Source organism: Parahaemophilus parainfluenzae (assembly GCF_001053575.1).
Classification (GTDB): domain Bacteria; phylum Pseudomonadota; class Gammaproteobacteria; order Enterobacterales; family Pasteurellaceae; genus Haemophilus_D; species Haemophilus_D parainfluenzae_S.
Window position 1 is genome coordinate 46,486 of sequence record NZ_JVSL01000022.1, and the last position, 15,369, is coordinate 61,854.

Consider the following 15,369-nt stretch of genomic DNA (forward strand, 5'->3'; position numbering starts at 1 on the left):
AACGGCACATTATTCACTTTCCAGCCAATCTTGTAAAGCAGCAATTGACTGATGAGCCGTAAGATCCGCTTGAATTGGCGTAATGGCAACATAACCATTTTTTACCGCATGAAAATCTGTACCTTCACCATCATATTCTGGCAAGCCTGACGGGCCAATCCAATAAATATTTTCGCCACGAGGATCTTCTTGTTTAATCACTTCTGCAGCGGATGAGCGATAACCTAAATGACAGACTTTAATGCCTTTGAGTTCTTCGTAAGGCAAATCTGGCACATTGATATTGATCACTTCGCGTTTATTCAATAATTGAGGATGTAATTTCGGAATTAAATCGCACACTACACGAGCCGCTGTTTCATAATGCAAACGACCATCTAAAGATACCGCAATAGCTGGCAACCCTAAATGGCGACCTTCCAATGCTGCAGCCAAAGTACCTGAATAAATCGTATCATCCCCCATATTGCAACCCGCGTTAATGCCTGATACGACAAGATCCACTTGTCCAGATAAAAAACCGTTTAGTGCCAAATGCACACAGTCAGCCGGTGTGCCATTCACGCAATAATCACCACTATCTAAATGACGTGGGCGAAGTGGCTCAACAAGCGTTAATGAGCTTGATGCCGCGCTACGATTACGATCGGGCGCAACGATCACCACATCGGCAATTTTGCGTAATTCTTTTGCTAAAACTTGAATCCCTTCGGCATGAAAACCGTCATCATTGCTGACTAAAATTCGCATTATTCTTCTTCCTTAATATTCACTAACTCTCGCACCAATGCAGTGGCATAACTCCCTGCCGGCAAATAAAATGAGAGCTTCAATCCTTCTTCAACAAACGTCCAATGGAAATCTTTTGCCTGCATCAATAAAGGGCGGCGAGCGGCTTTCATTCTTTCTTGTTTCATTAATTCTTGGAAAACCTGATGTTCCAAAACCACTTTATTTTCGACCGCACTTGCAGATAAATTTTCTTCGCCAATTAAAGGCGCGGTGAGCAAAATATCTTGTTCGTTCAAACGTTGCTGTAAGACTGCTAAATCTTCATTTTCATCGGCCTTAAACCAACTGTGCGATCCGTTTAATTGCACAATATCGTCTCTTAGAACCTGATCTGCCACATTTTGTTCAATTCGTTCTGCTACAACTAAATTAAAAATTTCGCTGCGAGCTGCTGAAAGATAAAAACTGCGTTTTTTACGATCTTTGACCTTAATCTCCCCTTTCGCCCAACGAATCGCTTGAGTCAGATTATGACCGTCGCGTCCAAAACGTTGTTCGGTGAAATAGTTAGGGAAACCATATTTCGCCACAAAATTTAAGCGTACATTCAACTCATCACTTTCTTTTGCACCGCGCAATAAAATCTCGAAGGCATTTCCTTGAAGACTACCCGTACGAATTTTACGATTGTGGCGAGTGACGTCTAAAATCTCGACGCCTTCCAACTGAAATTGGCTAAAATCTGGTGTTTCCTTCCCCGGCATTTGTAAACAAAACCATTGTTCCGTAATGCCATGACGATCTTTCAAACCGGCATACCCCATATTTCGCTCAGAAACACCTGCAAACTTGGCTAACTTTTCGCCTACAAACAATGTATTGCAATCCGTTTTACGGATTTTTACCGCCACAAATTCGCCTTCGCCTGACATTTCATAGCCGAGATCTTCTTTAACAATAAAGTCAGCGAACGCTTGCTTTAAAAGTGCGGTTGATTTTGGCGGTGTTTTTAAGGTGAAATAAGGGAGATGTTTGACCATTTTTTTCGTTCTAAAATAAGAAAGCCCAACTTTTTCGCTGCAATAAATAGCGTGATCAGCTGGGCATGTTAAACACAATTTATTCGCGCAGAATTTTAACCTTTCCTCCCCGTCAAGGCAAACTGAAATGAGCATAAATTTTTAGCGACATTTTCATCTTTATCCCCTACAATGACCGCACTTTTTCTGACAAAAGGAATGCCTTATGACGAACTTTAACGAACTCCAAGAAGAAACTCGTGAAATCATTACGGATTTATTAAATGACGGCAGCGATCCGGATGCCCTTTATATTATCGAACATCACATCGCTCATTATGATTTTGATACATTAGAAAAAATTGCTGTGGATGCTTTCAAAGCAGGCTATGAAGTGTCAGAAGCGGAAGAATTTGAAGATGAAAGTGGCAAGGTCATTTTCTGCTTTGACATCATCAGTGAAGTAGAATTAAAGCCCGAAATTATCGATGCACAACAAAAAGAAATTTTACCATTAGTGGAAAAATACAAAGGCATTTATGATGGCTGGGGCACGTATTTTGAAGATCCGAATGCCGAGGACGATGAATACGGCGATGACGGCGAATTTTTTGACGATGAAGATGTCGAAGACGACAACGAACGTTTACATTAATAATAACAAAGGGCGTATTAAACCGCCCTTAATTTTTATCTTACCCAAATAGGAATGAAACAATGAAACTCAAAACGCTTTCTTTAGCATTACTTGCCTTGCCTATCGCTTCTTTTGCAACAGAACCCGTATTTCATCAGTCAACGGATGTCAGCTTTAGTGTTGAAGCTGAAAGAGAGGTAGAACGAGATTTATTGCAAGTGTCCCTTTTTTACCAAGCGGAAGGCAATGATTTATCCGCACTCAATAAAACTATGGCGGAAAAAATGAATAAAGCCATTGAGTTGGCAAAAGCACAAAGTGCGGTTGAAATTAAAGATAATTCTCGCAATACCTGGATTCGCTATGACAATAAAGGCAAACAACAAGGCTGGATTGCGCGTGCAGAATTAACCTTAGAAAGTAAAGATTCTCAAGCATTATCAACATTAGTACATGAATTAGATGGCGTATTAGCCATTGATCGCGTAAGTGCCTCTGTTTCACGTGAGAAATTAAGTAGTTTAGAAAATGAATTAACCAAAGAGGCTTTAGCAAAAGTTAAAGATAAAGCCCTATTAATTCAAGAATCTTTGCAGATGAAAGGTTATCACACACAAAGCCTTGACGTGTCTTCTGCCAATGATTCCGCGAATGATTTCCGCCCTTATGCTGCAGGGGCAATGATGGCAAAAAGTTTCTCTTACTCGGATGAAAAAGATGAAACTTACACTCAAAGTGGCAAAGAGAAAATTAAAGTCAGTGTGAATGCGCGAATTGCATTGCTTAAAGAATAATTTTCTATACAATGAACGACGATTTTTTTAATAAGGAAAACACTATGAAAATAGCAAAAAATACGGTTGTGAGTATCGCTTACCAAGTACGTACTCAAGACGGTGTATTAGTTGATGAAGCACCAGCAAATCAACCATTAGAATATTTACAAGGCCACAATAACTTAATCATTGGTCTTGAAAATGCTTTAGAAGGTAAAGAAGTTGGCGACAAATTTGAAGTGCGTGTTCAACCTGAAGAAGGCTACGGCGAATACAATGAAAATATGGTTCAACGTGTACCCAAAGAGGTATTCCAAGGCGTTGATGAAGTGGTGGTTGGTATGCGTTTCTTAGCAGATACAGACATCGGCCCGGTTCCTGTTGTGATCACGGAAGTAGATGGTGATGAAGTGGTAGTTGATGGTAACCACATGTTAGCGGGCCAAGAATTACACTTCACTGTGGAAGTTGTTGGCACTCGTGAAGCAACATTAGAAGAAATTGCTCACGGTCACGTACATGGCGCACATGATCACCACCATCATCATGATGACGAAGATGGTCACGGTTGTGGGTGTGGCGGTCACGGTCATCACCACCATGATCACGATCACGGACACGGCGGTTGCTGTGGCGGTGGTCATCATCACGATCATGATCACGGACACGGTCATGGCGGCTGTGGTTGTGGCGGTCACTAATCTTCATTTAAGAGATAAAAAAGTGCGGTTAAAAATAACCGCACTTTTTCTTTATCTAAACTTTCATTACAGAATGAATCGACTTAAATCTTCGTTTTCAATCACTTCGCCTAATGCCTCAATCACATAGGCCGCATCAATATTCACGGTTTGTCCGTTCATATCGCTCGCATCAAATGAGATTTTATCCATTAAACGTTCCATAACGGTATGTAAACGTCTTGCACCGATATTCTCCGTTTTCTCATTCACACGGAAGGCGGCTTCAGCAATCTTCTTAATGGCATCTTGTGTAAACTCAATGCTCACGCCTTCTGTCGCCATAAGCGCTTTATATTGCTCCGTTAAAGACGCATTTGGCTCAGTTAGAATACGCTCAAAATCCTCTGCCGTTAATGCAGACAATTCAACACGAATCGGCAAACGACCTTGCAATTCTGGAATTAAATCCGATGGACGCGCCACTTGGAATGCTCCTGATGCAATAAAGAGAATATGATCAGTTTTCACCATCCCGTGTTTCGTATTAACTGTTGAACCTTCCACTAATGGTAATAAGTCACGTTGCACACCTTCACGAGAAACATCTGCACCACTGTATTCGCCTTTTTTACAGATCTTGTCGATCTCATCAATAAACACGATACCGTTTTGTTCAACTGCATCAATGGCTTTTTGTTTCAATTCTTCCGGATTAATCAATTTGGCAGCTTCATCGTCAATTAAGGTTTTTAATGCATCCTTAATTTTCATTTTGCGTTTTTTGGTTTTATCCGAACCCAGGCTTTGGAACATGGATTGCAACTGATTGGTCATTTCTTCCATGCCTGGAGGTGCCATGATTTCCACGCCCATTGACACGCCCGCAGACACATCAATTTCGATTTCTTTATCGTCTAATTGCCCTTCGCGTAATTTTTTACGGAACGCTTGGCGAGTGCTGCTGTTGGTATCGTGGTTTTCGACTTCACCCCATTGATTTTTCGGTGGGGGCAATAATGCATCTAAAATACGGTCTTCCGCCGCATCTTCTGCTTTCGCACGATTTTTCGCAATTTCTTGTTGGCGAACCAATTTCATCGCACTGTCCGTTAAATCCCGGATAATGGAATCCACTTCTTTCCCCACATAGCCCACTTCGGTGAACTTGGTTGCTTCCACTTTAATGAATGGCGCATTGGCTAATTTTGCAAGACGACGTGCAATCTCGGTTTTACCCACACCCGTTGGCCCAATCATTAAAATATTTTTAGGGGTGACTTCATGGCGAAGTGGTTCTTGCAACTGCATTCTTCTCCAACGGTTACGTAATGCGATCGCAACCGCTCTTTTCGCCTCTTTTTGGCCGATAATATGTTGATCTAATTCGGAAACAATTTCACGAGGGGTCATTTCAGACATAATTTTTCCTTATTTATTCGGTAATTCTTCAATAGTGAAATTTGTATTGGTAAACACGCAAATATCACCGGCAATTTTTAAAGATTTTTCCACAATTTCACGAGCTGATAAATCAGTATTCTCCACCAACGCACGGGCTGCCGATAATGCATAGTTACCGCCAGAACCAATGGCTAAAATCTGATCGGCTTCCGGTTGCACCACATCACCAATACCGGTAATGATTAAACTTTCTTTTTCATCCGCTACAATCAGCATTGCTTCTAACTTGCGTAACGCACGATCGGTTCGCCAATCTTTCGCTAATTCCACGGCGGCTTTTAACAAATGCCCTTGATGCATTTCTAATTTACGCTCAAATAATTCAAATAAGGTGAACGCATCGGCTGTACCACCTGCGAAACCGGCTAAAACTTTGCCATTATATAAACGGCGTACTTTACGGGCATTCCCTTTCATGACGGTGTTGCCTAATGAAACCTGTCCATCGCCCCCAACAACCACTTGGCCATTACGACGTACGCTTACAATTGTTGTCATTCTTTTTTATCCTTCTTTTAAGAAAAGTTATTCGTTATATGGCGATCGATTCCGCCAAATTCAAGGGGAAATTTTTCTTTGATGCTTTATTAAACAACCATTTCAAAAAAATGTGACAAAGATCACTTTTTTAAATAGCAAACGATTGCTATTATTTCACACCCATATTTTAAAGGGATATGATTTGTTACAAGTAAAACAAACTACTTAATGAGGAAAACATGAAAAATTTACTTAAACTTTCTGCCATTGCAATTTTAGCGGCAAGCGCAGTCTCTACTTTTGCATCAAACAAAGAACCTTACACTGAACAAGGTACGAATGCTCGTGAAATGACAGAGCAAAAACCGATTCACTGGATCTCTGTTGAACAATTGAAAAAAGAATTGGAAGGCAAAGCACCCATTAATGTGAGCTTCGACATTGACGATACTGTACTTTTCAGTAGTCCTTGTTTCTATCACGGCCAAGAAAAATACTCACCAGGTAAAAATGATTACTTAAAAAATCAAGATTTCTGGAATGAAGTAAATGCGGGTTGTGACCAATATTCTATTCCAAAACAAATTGCGGTAGATTTAATTAATATGCACCAAGCACGTGGTGACCAAATTTATTTCATTACGGGTCGTACAGCAGGCGATAAAGATGGTGTGACACCAGTGCTACAAAAAGCCTTTAATATTAAAGACATGCATCCTGTAGAATTCATGGGTGGTCGCAAACTTCCAACTAAATATAACAAAACACCGGGTATTATTGAGCACAAAGTGAGTATTCACTATGGTGACAGCGATGACGATATCCTAGCCGCAAAAGAAGCAGGTATTCGTGGTATTCGTTTAATGCGTGCAGCAAACTCTACTTACCAACCAATGCCAACCCTTGGTGGCTACGGCGAAGAAGTATTGATTAACTCAAACTACTAATCTTTATAAAAAAAGTGCGGTTATTTTGACCGCACTTTTCTTATCTAATTAACAATCTTAATTTTTAAAAAGTTTCTGGGAATATGCTAAAATTTTTGCGTTTCTAGGAGCCTATTTATGTCAGAACTCACGTCTAATCAATATTTAATCATCATTGCCGTGCTGGTTTTTATCAGTATTGTGATGCTTTTTCTATTAAGCCGCAGCAAACGAGATACGCAAGAATTACAACAAGATCTCAATAAAACTATCGAAGATTACAATCAATTAGCGGAGCGTTTTGATTCTTTAAGTGCGGTCAAAAATCAATTAGAACAACAAGCCGTTAAAGCGCAAACTCATGCAGAAGGTTTGCAAACTCGCCTTAATGAACGTGATGAAAAAATCCAATATTTAGAAAAAGAATTAGATGAAGAGCAACTCCGTCACGATCAAATTGGCGGGCAAATCACCGCATTAAAAGAACGTTTTGGGATAGCATCTGCACAAGCCGAAAGCTTGCAAGGTCAATTACAACAAGCTCAGGAAAATCTACTTAGAAAAGAACAAGAGCAGCAAAAAACGCAGGAAAAATTGACCGCACTTTCACAGGAATTAACAGAGCTCAAAACCACGCTTTCCGAAAAAGAAAAGCATTTTGCTGAACAGCAACAGCATATTGAACAATCCAAACAACAGCTTGGCGTAGAGTTCCAAAATCTGGCCAACCGCATTTTGGAAGAAAAAAGCCAATCCTTTAATCAAACCAATCAGACGGCATTGGAAACCTTGTTGAAGCCCTTCCGTGAACAAATCGAAGGCTTTCAAAAACGAGTCAATGAAATCCATTCGGAATCAGTAAAAGGCAATGCGGGTTTAGAAGCGGAAATCAAAAAGGTGTTGGAAATTGGCTTAAACATGTCGAAAGAAGCCAATAATTTAACCTCTGCACTAAAAGGTGAAAAGAAAACCTTAGGCAACTGGGGAGAAGTACAACTTGAGCGCGCACTTCAGTTGGCTGGTTTAATTGAGAACTTGCATTACAGTGCACAGGCCCATTTTAAAGATGAGCAAGGCGGACGAAACTATCCTGATTTTGTACTGAATCTGCCCGATGAGAAAAATATCATCATTGATAGCAAAATGTCATTAAATGCTTACGAAAGTGCGGTCAATTCTGAGGATGAATTCGAACGTGAGCGTTTACTAAGGGAGCATATTAAAGCGTTGAAAAATCACATTGATGACTTGCACCGCAAGGATTACAGCAATTTGATTGGCATGCGTAGCCCTAATTTTGTCTTGATGTTCATCGCTGTGGAACCCGCTTATATTGAAGCCTTAAAATTAGACCCAAGTCTGTTTAACTATGGCTACGAGAAAAATGTCATTATGGTGTCGCACACGACCTTAATGCCAATTTTACGCACGGTGGCAAATTTATGGCGTATCGAACGAGGTAATGCTGAGGCTAAAGAAATCGCAGAAAAAGCAGGCGAAATTTACAACCAGATTTGCTTGGTAGCAGAACGCTTGAGCAAACTGGGCAATACCCTTTCCACCGTGAGCAATCAATATAACAGTACTGTTACCGCTCTTGTGGGGCAACAGGGTTTAGTGGGGAAAGTCGAGCGATTTAAAGACTTGTCAGCGAAGGCTAACAAGAGCATGCCAAACGTTGAATTGCTCAATAATGACGTGGATTTAACGCGCCTATCCCTTATCACTACCGAGAACGGGGTAAAATAAAACATACCTGTTGAATTTTTCTTTAAAAGCGGCTATTTTCTTGCCGCTTTTTTATTTGAATTTTTTATTTGTGGGGAATTTTATGGCAACAGAACAAAAAGAAATCACGGATCCATGCGCAAAATATAACGAACAAACCAGTTTTCTAAGCAAAACAATTTTTGCAAGCCGTTGGTTACAAGTGCCTATTTACTTAGGTTTAATTGTCGTGCAAGGCATCTATGCCTACAAGTTTATGAAAAACTTGTGGTATCTCATCACCAATGTTAATGAAATGGATGCAGACACCATTATGCTCGCCGTCCTCAATCTCATTGATGTGGTGATGATTGCGAACTTATTGGTGATGGTAACATTAGGTGGTTATGAGATTTTCGTCTCAAAACTACGCACGAAAAATCATCCGGATCAACCTGAATGGATGAGTCATGTGAATGCAACTGTGCTGAAAGTGAAACTTTCTATGTCAATTATCAGCATTTCGTCTATTCACTTATTGCAAACCTTTGTGAATGCCTCAAAAATTTCTGAAAAAACGATTATGTGGGAAGTGATTATTCATTTTTCTTTCTTGATTTCAGCGATTGCAATGGCTTATACCGACAAAATCCTATACAGTACAAGTCATAAAAATCATTAAAGGATAACAAATGAAAATAATCTATAAAATGAGTTTGGCATTCCTAGCAATAGGCTCTATTTTCCTTTTTAATGGATGCTTTTTGGTCGATCAAGTTTACGACAAAGTATATGAAGATTGTTACATTCATCCAGATCACATCAAAAGTATGCCAGATGATGAATACTCTCGATTAGCTAAACTGTGTGGATGGAATCCAAACAGAACAAAATAATGAATCAAAAAGTGCGGTCAAATTTGACCGCACTTTTGTTTTCTAGAACTCATCTTGGTGTTTAAATTTCAATAAATCTCGACGTTCTTTTTTGTTTGGACGACGATCAGGATGTGGCATCGAAAGGGCATTATTTTTTCTTGCCCATGCCATTTCTTCCCGTTTTTTCACACTCTGTGCTGTTTCTTGGTAAAGCAGTTGAGCTTCAGGGGCGCCACGGCGTTGGTCACTCAACGCAATCACTTCAATTTCTTTTTCATCGTTGCCTTGACGTAGCTTAATCATAGCGCCGACTTCTACATTTTTGCTTACTTTTGCACGTTGGCCATTGTAATGTACTTTGCCCCCTTCAATCATCGCTTTCGCAATGCTACGGGTTTTATAAAAACGTGCTGCCCAGAGCCATTTATCTAATCGTACTTCGTTATTTTCAGCCATAACTCTTCCTATTTCTCTCACTTTGCGTATGATGAGCCAATGACAAGATAATAGGGCTAATATCATGAAAAAACAACTTCCACACATTCTCTCCCTTTCCACAGTGGCAAAATCCCGCTTGTTTGAGATTCAAGCTGTTGATCTCAAATTCTCTAATGGAATTGACCGCACTTACGAACGTTTCCGCCCTTTCAATCGCGATTCTGTCATAGTGATTGCAATTGATGGTGAAAATTTACTTCTTGTTCGTGAATACGCGGTAGGAACAGAACAATATGAGTTAGGCTTTGTAAAAGGTGGAATGGATATGGGAGAAACGCCAGAACAAAGTGCAAATCGAGAATTACAGGAAGAAATTGGCTTCGGTGCAAAAAAATGGACATTTTTACGTACTATGAAAATCAATCCACAAATTATGGGACATAAAATGCACGTGTTATTAGGTGAATATCTGTATCCAAATCAACTAGAAGGGGATGAGCCTGAACCATTAGAAATCGTGCGTTATCCTTTATCACAACTTGATGCACTTTTGGTCAGTGATGAATTTAATGAAGCCAGAAACCTAGCTGCACTTTATTCTTTACGAGATTTTTTGAAAAAACGTAAATTAATCGAATAAATTTAGATAAATTCTAATCGCAAGCGATTAACTTTAAATAAAACTTGCATAAATATTCTTTTTTTGAGAATGTATCGCCATTTTTCAAAATAAACAGGAAAATCTATGTCTCATAATAATTTAAAAGAATTGACCTTCCGGGGGATGTTCCTTGGGGCGTTAATTACAGTGATCTTCACTGCATCTAACGTTTATTTGGGTCTTAAAGTGGGGATGACGTTTGCGTCCTCCATTCCTGCTGCCGTTATCTCTATGGCAGTTTTAAAATTCTTCAAGGATTCCAGTATTTTAGAAAATAACATGGTACAAACCCAAGCTTCATCAGCGGGGACATTATCTTCTGTTATTTTCGTGCTTCCTGGTCTATTAATGATGGGTTACTGGCAAGAATTCCCATTCTGGCAAACAGTGCTCATCTGTGCTGCTGGCGGTACATTGGGCGTATTATTCACTATTCCATTACGTCGTGCGATGGTCGTAAACAGCGACTTACCTTACCCTGAAGGTGTGGCTGCAGCTGAAATCTTAAAAGCAGGTAATAATGACGAAAGCGACAGTGGTGTAAAAGATATTGCTTACGGCGGTATTTTTGCAGGAACCGTTGCATTCTTAACCAACGCATTACGTGTCATGTCTGATAGCGCGAGCGCATGGTTCTCTAACGGCAAAGCGATTTTCCAATTACCAATGGGCTTCTCTCTTGCCTTAGTGGGTGCCGGTTATTTAATTGGTATCGTGGGCGGTCTTGCTATGTTATTCGGTACATTCCTTGCTTGGGGTGTAGCAGTGCCTTATTTCACCGCAACAGGCGACATGCCAACGGATGCCTCTATTGTTAGTTATGCCATGGCTGAATGGAAAACGAAAGTTCGCTTTATCGGTGTAGGTACTATCGGTATTGCAGCAATTTGGACATTATTAATCCTTTTCAAACCAATGATTGAAGGGATGGTTCATTCTTTCCGTATGTTAAAAGGCTCACAAGCTGAATCAGAACATCGTATTGATATCGACTTATCACCAAAAACCATCATTTACATTTTATTGGCGACAGTCGTGTTAATCGTGATTTCTTTATATCACTTCGTTGCCGCAGCACCAATTTCTGCTGAGCTTGCCGTGTTATTAGTGGTAGTTTGTACTCTACTTGCGGTGTTAATCGGCTTCTTCGTTGCAGCGGCTTCTGGTTATATGGCAGGATTAGTTGGTTCATCTTCCAGCCCAATTTCTGGTATCGGGATTATTTCTGTTATCGTGATTTCACTTGTTTTAGTGACTATTGGTAAAAGCAGTGGTTTATTTGAAACTGCTGATGGTCAAAAATTCTTAACCGCATTGACCTTATTCACAGCATCTATCGTATTAACCACAGCAACCATTTCAAATGATAACTTACAAGACTTAAAAACCGGTCTTTTAGTGGAAGCAACTCCTTGGAGACAACAGGTTGCATTAATCATTGGTTGTTTCGTTGGTGCATTAGTGATTGCGCCGGTATTAGAAATTTTATACCACGCTTATGGTTTCACGGGTGCATTACCACGTCCAGATATGGATCCAACACAAGCACTTTCTGCGCCACAAGCAACTATTATGACCACCATTTCAAAAGGTATTTTTACGAACCAATTAGAATGGACTTATATTTTAAGTGGTGTGGGCTTAGGTATTGTGTTGATTATTGTAGATGCATTTATGCGTAAAACCAGTAACAGTCGCTTTGCCTTACCGGTATTAGCCGTCGGGATTGGTATCTACCTTCCACCATCAATCAATATGCCGGTTGTCGTTGGGGCTGTAATGGCATGGTTCATCACCCGTCATATTAAAAACTATGCAAAACGCACTCATGACGCTGAAGTAGAGAAAAAAGCAGAACGTTTCGGCACACTCTTCGCGGCAGGTTTAATTGTAGGTGAAAGCTTGATGGGTGTTATCTTAGCCTTTATTATTGCAGCATCTGTGACTTCGGGTGGTTCAGAAGCACCATTAGCCTTAGCGTTAGAAAACTGGGATAATATTGGCGAATTACTTGGTCTTGCCGTATTTATCTTTGGTATCTTTATTTTTGTTTCTCGTGTATTACGTGCGAAGAAATCGAAATAATGGATTTAAATAGGCTGTCCTCGGATAGCCTATTTTTCTAGGAGTTTAAGGTGTCTACGCAATCCCCTTATCTAAAAGCAATTATCATCTTCCCATTGGTGACGCAGCTAATCGGTAGCATTATTGCTTATGTCGCTTTCGGAATGGACTACTGCAAAGAAGGGAACTTCGATGCCGCATTATTTGGTTTCTTTCTAACATTCTGGCCACTCACCGTGCCGGCGATAATCAACGCTTACTTTGCTAAATACCGCGGCTATCTACGTCATCAATGGAATAAAATTCTCATTTTTTCATTTATCATTCTTTTTTGTTATTGGAGTATCGGCAATCTTCTCATCGCACAAAATACCCAATATCTGACAGACCGTATATTATTCGTCTTAGAGGGCTCTGTCATCCTAGCAATCTATACGACAATTTTCCTCTCCTTGTTATTACCGAAATCAAAGTAGGAAATAAACATGCAATTATCTCAATCTCTTCTCGATCAAGCCCGCATGCTCGCTAATGAAGCGGGAAAACATTTAGCTCGTTTTTACCAACAGGACGTGACAATACAAACCAAATCGGATAACACCCCTGTCACAGAAGCAGATTTATTTGTCAGCCAATTTTTAATCGAAAAACTGACCGCACTTTTTCCTGAGATTCCTGTTCTTTCAGAAGAAAACTGCAACATCCCCTTTGAACAACGCCAAACTTGGCAAACTTATTGGTTAATCGATCCCCTTGATGGTACGCAGCAATTTATTGATCGCACGGATCAATTTTCGGTATTAATTACACTCGTGCAAAACCACCAACCTGTGCTAGGTGTGATTCACTTCCCTATTTTGAATATCAGCTATTACGCCATGAAAGGTTTCGGCGCATTCAAACAGAGTGATAAAGAGATAACACGCTTACAGCCAAGAAAAATTGATCTTACAAAACCATTAAAAATTGCCGTTGGCGCTACTACCTCACAAGAAAAAGTGCGGTCAATTTTAACGAAGAATTTGTCATGTGAATTTACGGTAGTTGGTTCGAGTAGTTTAAAAAGTGGTTTAGTCGCAGAAGGAACCGTTGATTGCTATGTTCGACTCGGTAAAACCGGTGAATGGGACACGGCTGGCGCTGAAATTTTATTAGCTGAAATCAATGGAATGATTTTCGATCCGCAGTATCAGCCGCTCACCTATAATCAGCGTGAAAGTTTAATTAATCCACCCTTTGTGATGGTGGCAGATAATACACAAAATTGGGCATCTGTCTTTCAATTTAATTGATTGGTTCGATTGGTAAAGTGCAGTAATATATTGCATTATTTAAAAATACTACTCGGAACAATAAGGAATAATATGCAAACTAATAATAACTGTATCGTGATTTTTGGTGCTTCCGGTGATTTAACGCACCGTAAACTCATTCCAGCACTTTATAATCTCTTCAAATTTGGTCGTTTAAACAAATTTTCTGTATTAGGTGTCGCGCGTTCAGAATTAAACGATGAGACTTTCCGTGAAAAAATGCGTGAAGCGTTACTTGAAACAGAAGAAACCACTCCAGAAACGCTAGACGCTTTTTGTAGTCATCTCTATTACCAAGCGGTAAACACATCTGATGCTGCGGATTACGGTAAATTAGTCCCACGTTTAGAAGAATTACATACTAAATATCAAACAAATGGCAACACCCTTTACTATATGTCCACGCCACCAAGCTTATATGGTGTAATTCCAGAATGCCTCGCGGCCCATGGTTTAAACGAAGAAAAAGACGGTTGGAAACGTATTATTGTCGAAAAACCTTTTGGTTACGATGAAAAAACAGCACAAGAACTCGACGTCCAAATTCATCGTTTCTTTGAAGAACATCAGATCTATCGTATCGATCATTATCTTGGTAAAGAAACCGTACAAAACTTGCTTGTTTTGCGCTTCTCGAATGGCTTATTCGAACCACTTTGGAACCGTAATTACATTGATTATGTCGAAATTACGGGTGCCGAAGCCATTGGTGTAGAAGAACGTGGTGGCTATTATGATGGTTCTGGCGCAATGCGTGACATGTTCCAAAACCACTTATTACAAGTTTTAGCCATGGTTGCCATGGAACCACCCGCAATCATCAATGCGAACTCAATGCGTGATGAAGTGGCCAAAGTCATGCATTCTTTACGTCCATTAACGCAAGATGACGTTGAGCACAACTTAGTGCTTGGTCAATATACTGCAGCGGAAATTGATGGCAAAGAAGTTAAAGGCTATTTACAGGAAAAAGGCGTTCCAGCTAACTCTCGCACTGAAACCTTTATGGCATTACGTTGCGAAATCGAAAACTGGCGTTGGGCTGGCGTACCTTTCTATGTGCGTACAGGTAAACGCTTACCGGCACGTGTGACAGAAATTGTGATTCATTTCAAAACTACACCACATCCGGTATTCAGTCAAAATGCGCCTGAGAATAAATTGATCATCCGTATTCAACCTGATGAAGCCATTTCAATGCGCTTTGGTTTGAAAAAACCAGGTGCGGGCTTTGAAGCCAAAGAAGTCTCAATGGATTTCCGTTATGCCGATTTAGCCGATGAGCAAGTGCTCACGGCTTATGAACGCTTATTGCTTGATGCGATGAAGGGCGATGCCACACTCTTTGCGCGTACGGATGCGGTGCACGCTGCATGGAAATTTGTGCAACCGATTTTGGATTACAAAGAAGCTGGTGGTCGAATCTACGAATATGAAGCGGGCACTTGGGGACCGATTGCAGCCGAAAAACTCATTGCGAAAAGTGGTCGCGTATGGCGTAAACCAAGCGGTAAAATGAAGAAAAAGGTTTAGTCATCAATATCTCGCCTTCTTCAATAAATAGAAGAAGGCTTATCACCGAATAGAGAGAAAC

At 40.2% G+C, this 15,369-nt stretch carries 17 protein-coding genes; 12 read left to right on the forward strand and 5 right to left on the reverse strand.

Features of this window, described 5'->3' with window-relative positions:
• Nucleotides 1-9: 9 nt before the first annotated feature.
• Nucleotides 10-750 carry a 5'/3'-nucleotidase SurE gene (surE, locus tag AC979_RS04540; RefSeq protein WP_049364714.1) on the reverse strand — a complete coding sequence of 247 codons (741 nt, stop codon included), beginning with the start codon at nucleotides 748-750 and terminating at the stop codon, nucleotides 10-12.
• Nucleotides 750-1,772 (reverse strand): tRNA pseudouridine(13) synthase TruD, encoded by a 1,023-nt coding sequence (gene truD, locus AC979_RS04545; protein ID WP_049373056.1) that lies wholly within the window; start codon nucleotides 1,770-1,772, stop codon nucleotides 750-752. The genes surE and truD overlap by 1 nt, the downstream gene beginning before the upstream one ends.
• 205 nt (nucleotides 1,773-1,977) lie before the next feature.
• Here truD and rraB point away from each other — a divergent pair, with 205 nt between their 5' ends.
• From rraB to slyD, 3 genes are all read left to right on the forward strand, one after another.
• Entirely contained in the window at nucleotides 1,978-2,406 is a 429-nt protein-coding gene (rraB, locus tag AC979_RS04550) for a ribonuclease E inhibitor RraB (protein WP_005695141.1), read from the forward strand.
• Nucleotides 2,407-2,468: 62 nt separating this feature from the next.
• On the forward strand, nucleotides 2,469-3,182 hold the full coding sequence (locus AC979_RS04555; RefSeq protein WP_049373058.1) for an SIMPL domain-containing protein: 714 nt from the start codon (nucleotides 2,469-2,471) through the stop codon (nucleotides 3,180-3,182).
• A gap of 44 nt (nucleotides 3,183-3,226) precedes the next feature.
• Nucleotides 3,227-3,865 (forward strand): peptidylprolyl isomerase, encoded by a 639-nt coding sequence (slyD, locus tag AC979_RS04560; protein WP_049373060.1) that lies wholly within the window; start codon nucleotides 3,227-3,229, stop codon nucleotides 3,863-3,865.
• Nucleotides 3,866-3,931: 66 nt separating this feature from the next.
• On the opposite strand, the gene hslU is transcribed toward slyD, so the two are convergent.
• Both hslU and hslV read right to left on the reverse strand, forming a co-directional pair.
• Nucleotides 3,932-5,266: an HslU--HslV peptidase ATPase subunit gene (hslU, locus tag AC979_RS04565; RefSeq protein ID WP_049369891.1), complete on the reverse strand. Its 1,335-nt coding sequence runs from the start codon at nucleotides 5,264-5,266 to the stop codon at nucleotides 3,932-3,934.
• A gap of 9 nt (nucleotides 5,267-5,275) precedes the next feature.
• Nucleotides 5,276-5,806: an ATP-dependent protease subunit HslV gene (hslV, locus tag AC979_RS04570; RefSeq protein WP_005695137.1), complete on the reverse strand. Its 531-nt coding sequence runs from the start codon at nucleotides 5,804-5,806 to the stop codon at nucleotides 5,276-5,278.
• Between the two features lie 221 nt (nucleotides 5,807-6,027).
• Between hslV and aphA the strand changes: the two genes are divergently transcribed.
• From aphA to AC979_RS10615, 4 genes are all read left to right on the forward strand, one after another.
• A complete protein-coding gene (gene aphA, locus AC979_RS04575) occupies nucleotides 6,028-6,735 on the forward strand; it encodes an acid phosphatase AphA (protein WP_014064597.1) in 708 nt (235 codons plus the stop codon).
• Nucleotides 6,736-6,852: 117 nt separating this feature from the next.
• Nucleotides 6,853-8,463 carry a DNA recombination protein RmuC gene (rmuC, locus tag AC979_RS04580; protein WP_049373062.1) on the forward strand — a complete coding sequence of 537 codons (1,611 nt, stop codon included), beginning with the start codon at nucleotides 6,853-6,855 and terminating at the stop codon, nucleotides 8,461-8,463.
• Nucleotides 8,464-8,545: 82 nt separating this feature from the next.
• Nucleotides 8,546-9,103 (forward strand): TIGR00645 family protein, encoded by a 558-nt coding sequence (locus tag AC979_RS04585; protein ID WP_049371844.1) that lies wholly within the window; start codon nucleotides 8,546-8,548, stop codon nucleotides 9,101-9,103.
• Between the two features lie 82 nt (nucleotides 9,104-9,185).
• Nucleotides 9,186-9,317 carry a hypothetical protein gene (locus AC979_RS10615; protein WP_275042248.1) on the forward strand — a complete coding sequence of 44 codons (132 nt, stop codon included), beginning with the start codon at nucleotides 9,186-9,188 and terminating at the stop codon, nucleotides 9,315-9,317.
• 42 nt (nucleotides 9,318-9,359) lie between these two features.
• Here the strand turns inward: AC979_RS10615 and hslR are convergent, their stop codons facing one another.
• Nucleotides 9,360-9,755 (reverse strand): ribosome-associated heat shock protein Hsp15, encoded by a 396-nt coding sequence (hslR, locus tag AC979_RS04595; protein WP_014064594.1) that lies wholly within the window; start codon nucleotides 9,753-9,755, stop codon nucleotides 9,360-9,362.
• A gap of 64 nt (nucleotides 9,756-9,819) precedes the next feature.
• Between hslR and nudE the strand changes: the two genes are divergently transcribed.
• From nudE to zwf, 5 genes are all read left to right on the forward strand, one after another.
• Complete coding sequence (gene nudE, locus AC979_RS04600) at nucleotides 9,820-10,377, forward strand: ADP compounds hydrolase NudE (protein ID WP_049373066.1); 558 nt, start codon at nucleotides 9,820-9,822, stop codon at nucleotides 10,375-10,377.
• 105 nt (nucleotides 10,378-10,482) lie between these two features.
• Complete coding sequence (locus AC979_RS04605; RefSeq protein ID WP_080971308.1) at nucleotides 10,483-12,483, forward strand: OPT family oligopeptide transporter; 2,001 nt, start codon at nucleotides 10,483-10,485, stop codon at nucleotides 12,481-12,483.
• A 50-nt stretch (nucleotides 12,484-12,533) separates the two neighbouring features.
• Nucleotides 12,534-12,938 carry a hypothetical protein gene (locus tag AC979_RS04610; protein ID WP_049373067.1) on the forward strand — a complete coding sequence of 135 codons (405 nt, stop codon included), beginning with the start codon at nucleotides 12,534-12,536 and terminating at the stop codon, nucleotides 12,936-12,938.
• 9 nt (nucleotides 12,939-12,947) lie between these two features.
• Nucleotides 12,948-13,754 (forward strand): 3'(2'),5'-bisphosphate nucleotidase CysQ, encoded by an 807-nt coding sequence (gene cysQ / locus AC979_RS04615; RefSeq protein ID WP_049373069.1) that lies wholly within the window; start codon nucleotides 12,948-12,950, stop codon nucleotides 13,752-13,754.
• A 72-nt stretch (nucleotides 13,755-13,826) separates the two neighbouring features.
• Nucleotides 13,827-15,308, forward strand: a complete 1,482-nt coding sequence (zwf, locus tag AC979_RS04620; RefSeq protein WP_049369898.1) for a glucose-6-phosphate dehydrogenase — start codon at nucleotides 13,827-13,829, stop codon at nucleotides 15,306-15,308.
• Nucleotides 15,309-15,369: the final 61 nt, after the last annotated feature.

What these genes read in the sequence shown, in the direction of transcription:
- surE (WP_049364714.1), bottom strand. Translation starts at nt 750, where the DNA reads ATGCGAATTTTAGTCAGCAATGATGACGGTTTTCATGCCGAAGGGATT.
- truD (WP_049373056.1), bottom strand. Translation starts at nt 1,772, where the DNA reads ATGGTCAAACATCTCCCTTATTTCACCTTAAAAACACCGCCAAAATCA.
- rraB (WP_005695141.1), top strand. Translation starts at nt 1,978, where the DNA reads ATGACGAACTTTAACGAACTCCAAGAAGAAACTCGTGAAATCATTACG.
- AC979_RS04555 (WP_049373058.1), top strand. Translation starts at nt 2,469, where the DNA reads ATGAAACTCAAAACGCTTTCTTTAGCATTACTTGCCTTGCCTATCGCT.
- slyD (WP_049373060.1), top strand. Translation starts at nt 3,227, where the DNA reads ATGAAAATAGCAAAAAATACGGTTGTGAGTATCGCTTACCAAGTACGT.
- hslU (WP_049369891.1), bottom strand. Translation starts at nt 5,266, where the DNA reads ATGTCTGAAATGACCCCTCGTGAAATTGTTTCCGAATTAGATCAACAT.
- hslV (WP_005695137.1), bottom strand. Translation starts at nt 5,806, where the DNA reads ATGACAACAATTGTAAGCGTACGTCGTAATGGCCAAGTGGTTGTTGGG.
- aphA (WP_014064597.1), top strand. Translation starts at nt 6,028, where the DNA reads ATGAAAAATTTACTTAAACTTTCTGCCATTGCAATTTTAGCGGCAAGC.
- rmuC (WP_049373062.1), top strand. Translation starts at nt 6,853, where the DNA reads ATGTCAGAACTCACGTCTAATCAATATTTAATCATCATTGCCGTGCTG.
- AC979_RS04585 (WP_049371844.1), top strand. Translation starts at nt 8,546, where the DNA reads ATGGCAACAGAACAAAAAGAAATCACGGATCCATGCGCAAAATATAAC.
- hslR (WP_014064594.1), bottom strand. Translation starts at nt 9,755, where the DNA reads ATGGCTGAAAATAACGAAGTACGATTAGATAAATGGCTCTGGGCAGCA.
- nudE (WP_049373066.1), top strand. Translation starts at nt 9,820, where the DNA reads ATGAAAAAACAACTTCCACACATTCTCTCCCTTTCCACAGTGGCAAAA.
- AC979_RS04605 (WP_080971308.1), top strand. Translation starts at nt 10,483, where the DNA reads ATGTCTCATAATAATTTAAAAGAATTGACCTTCCGGGGGATGTTCCTT.
- cysQ (WP_049373069.1), top strand. Translation starts at nt 12,948, where the DNA reads ATGCAATTATCTCAATCTCTTCTCGATCAAGCCCGCATGCTCGCTAAT.
- zwf (WP_049369898.1), top strand. Translation starts at nt 13,827, where the DNA reads ATGCAAACTAATAATAACTGTATCGTGATTTTTGGTGCTTCCGGTGAT.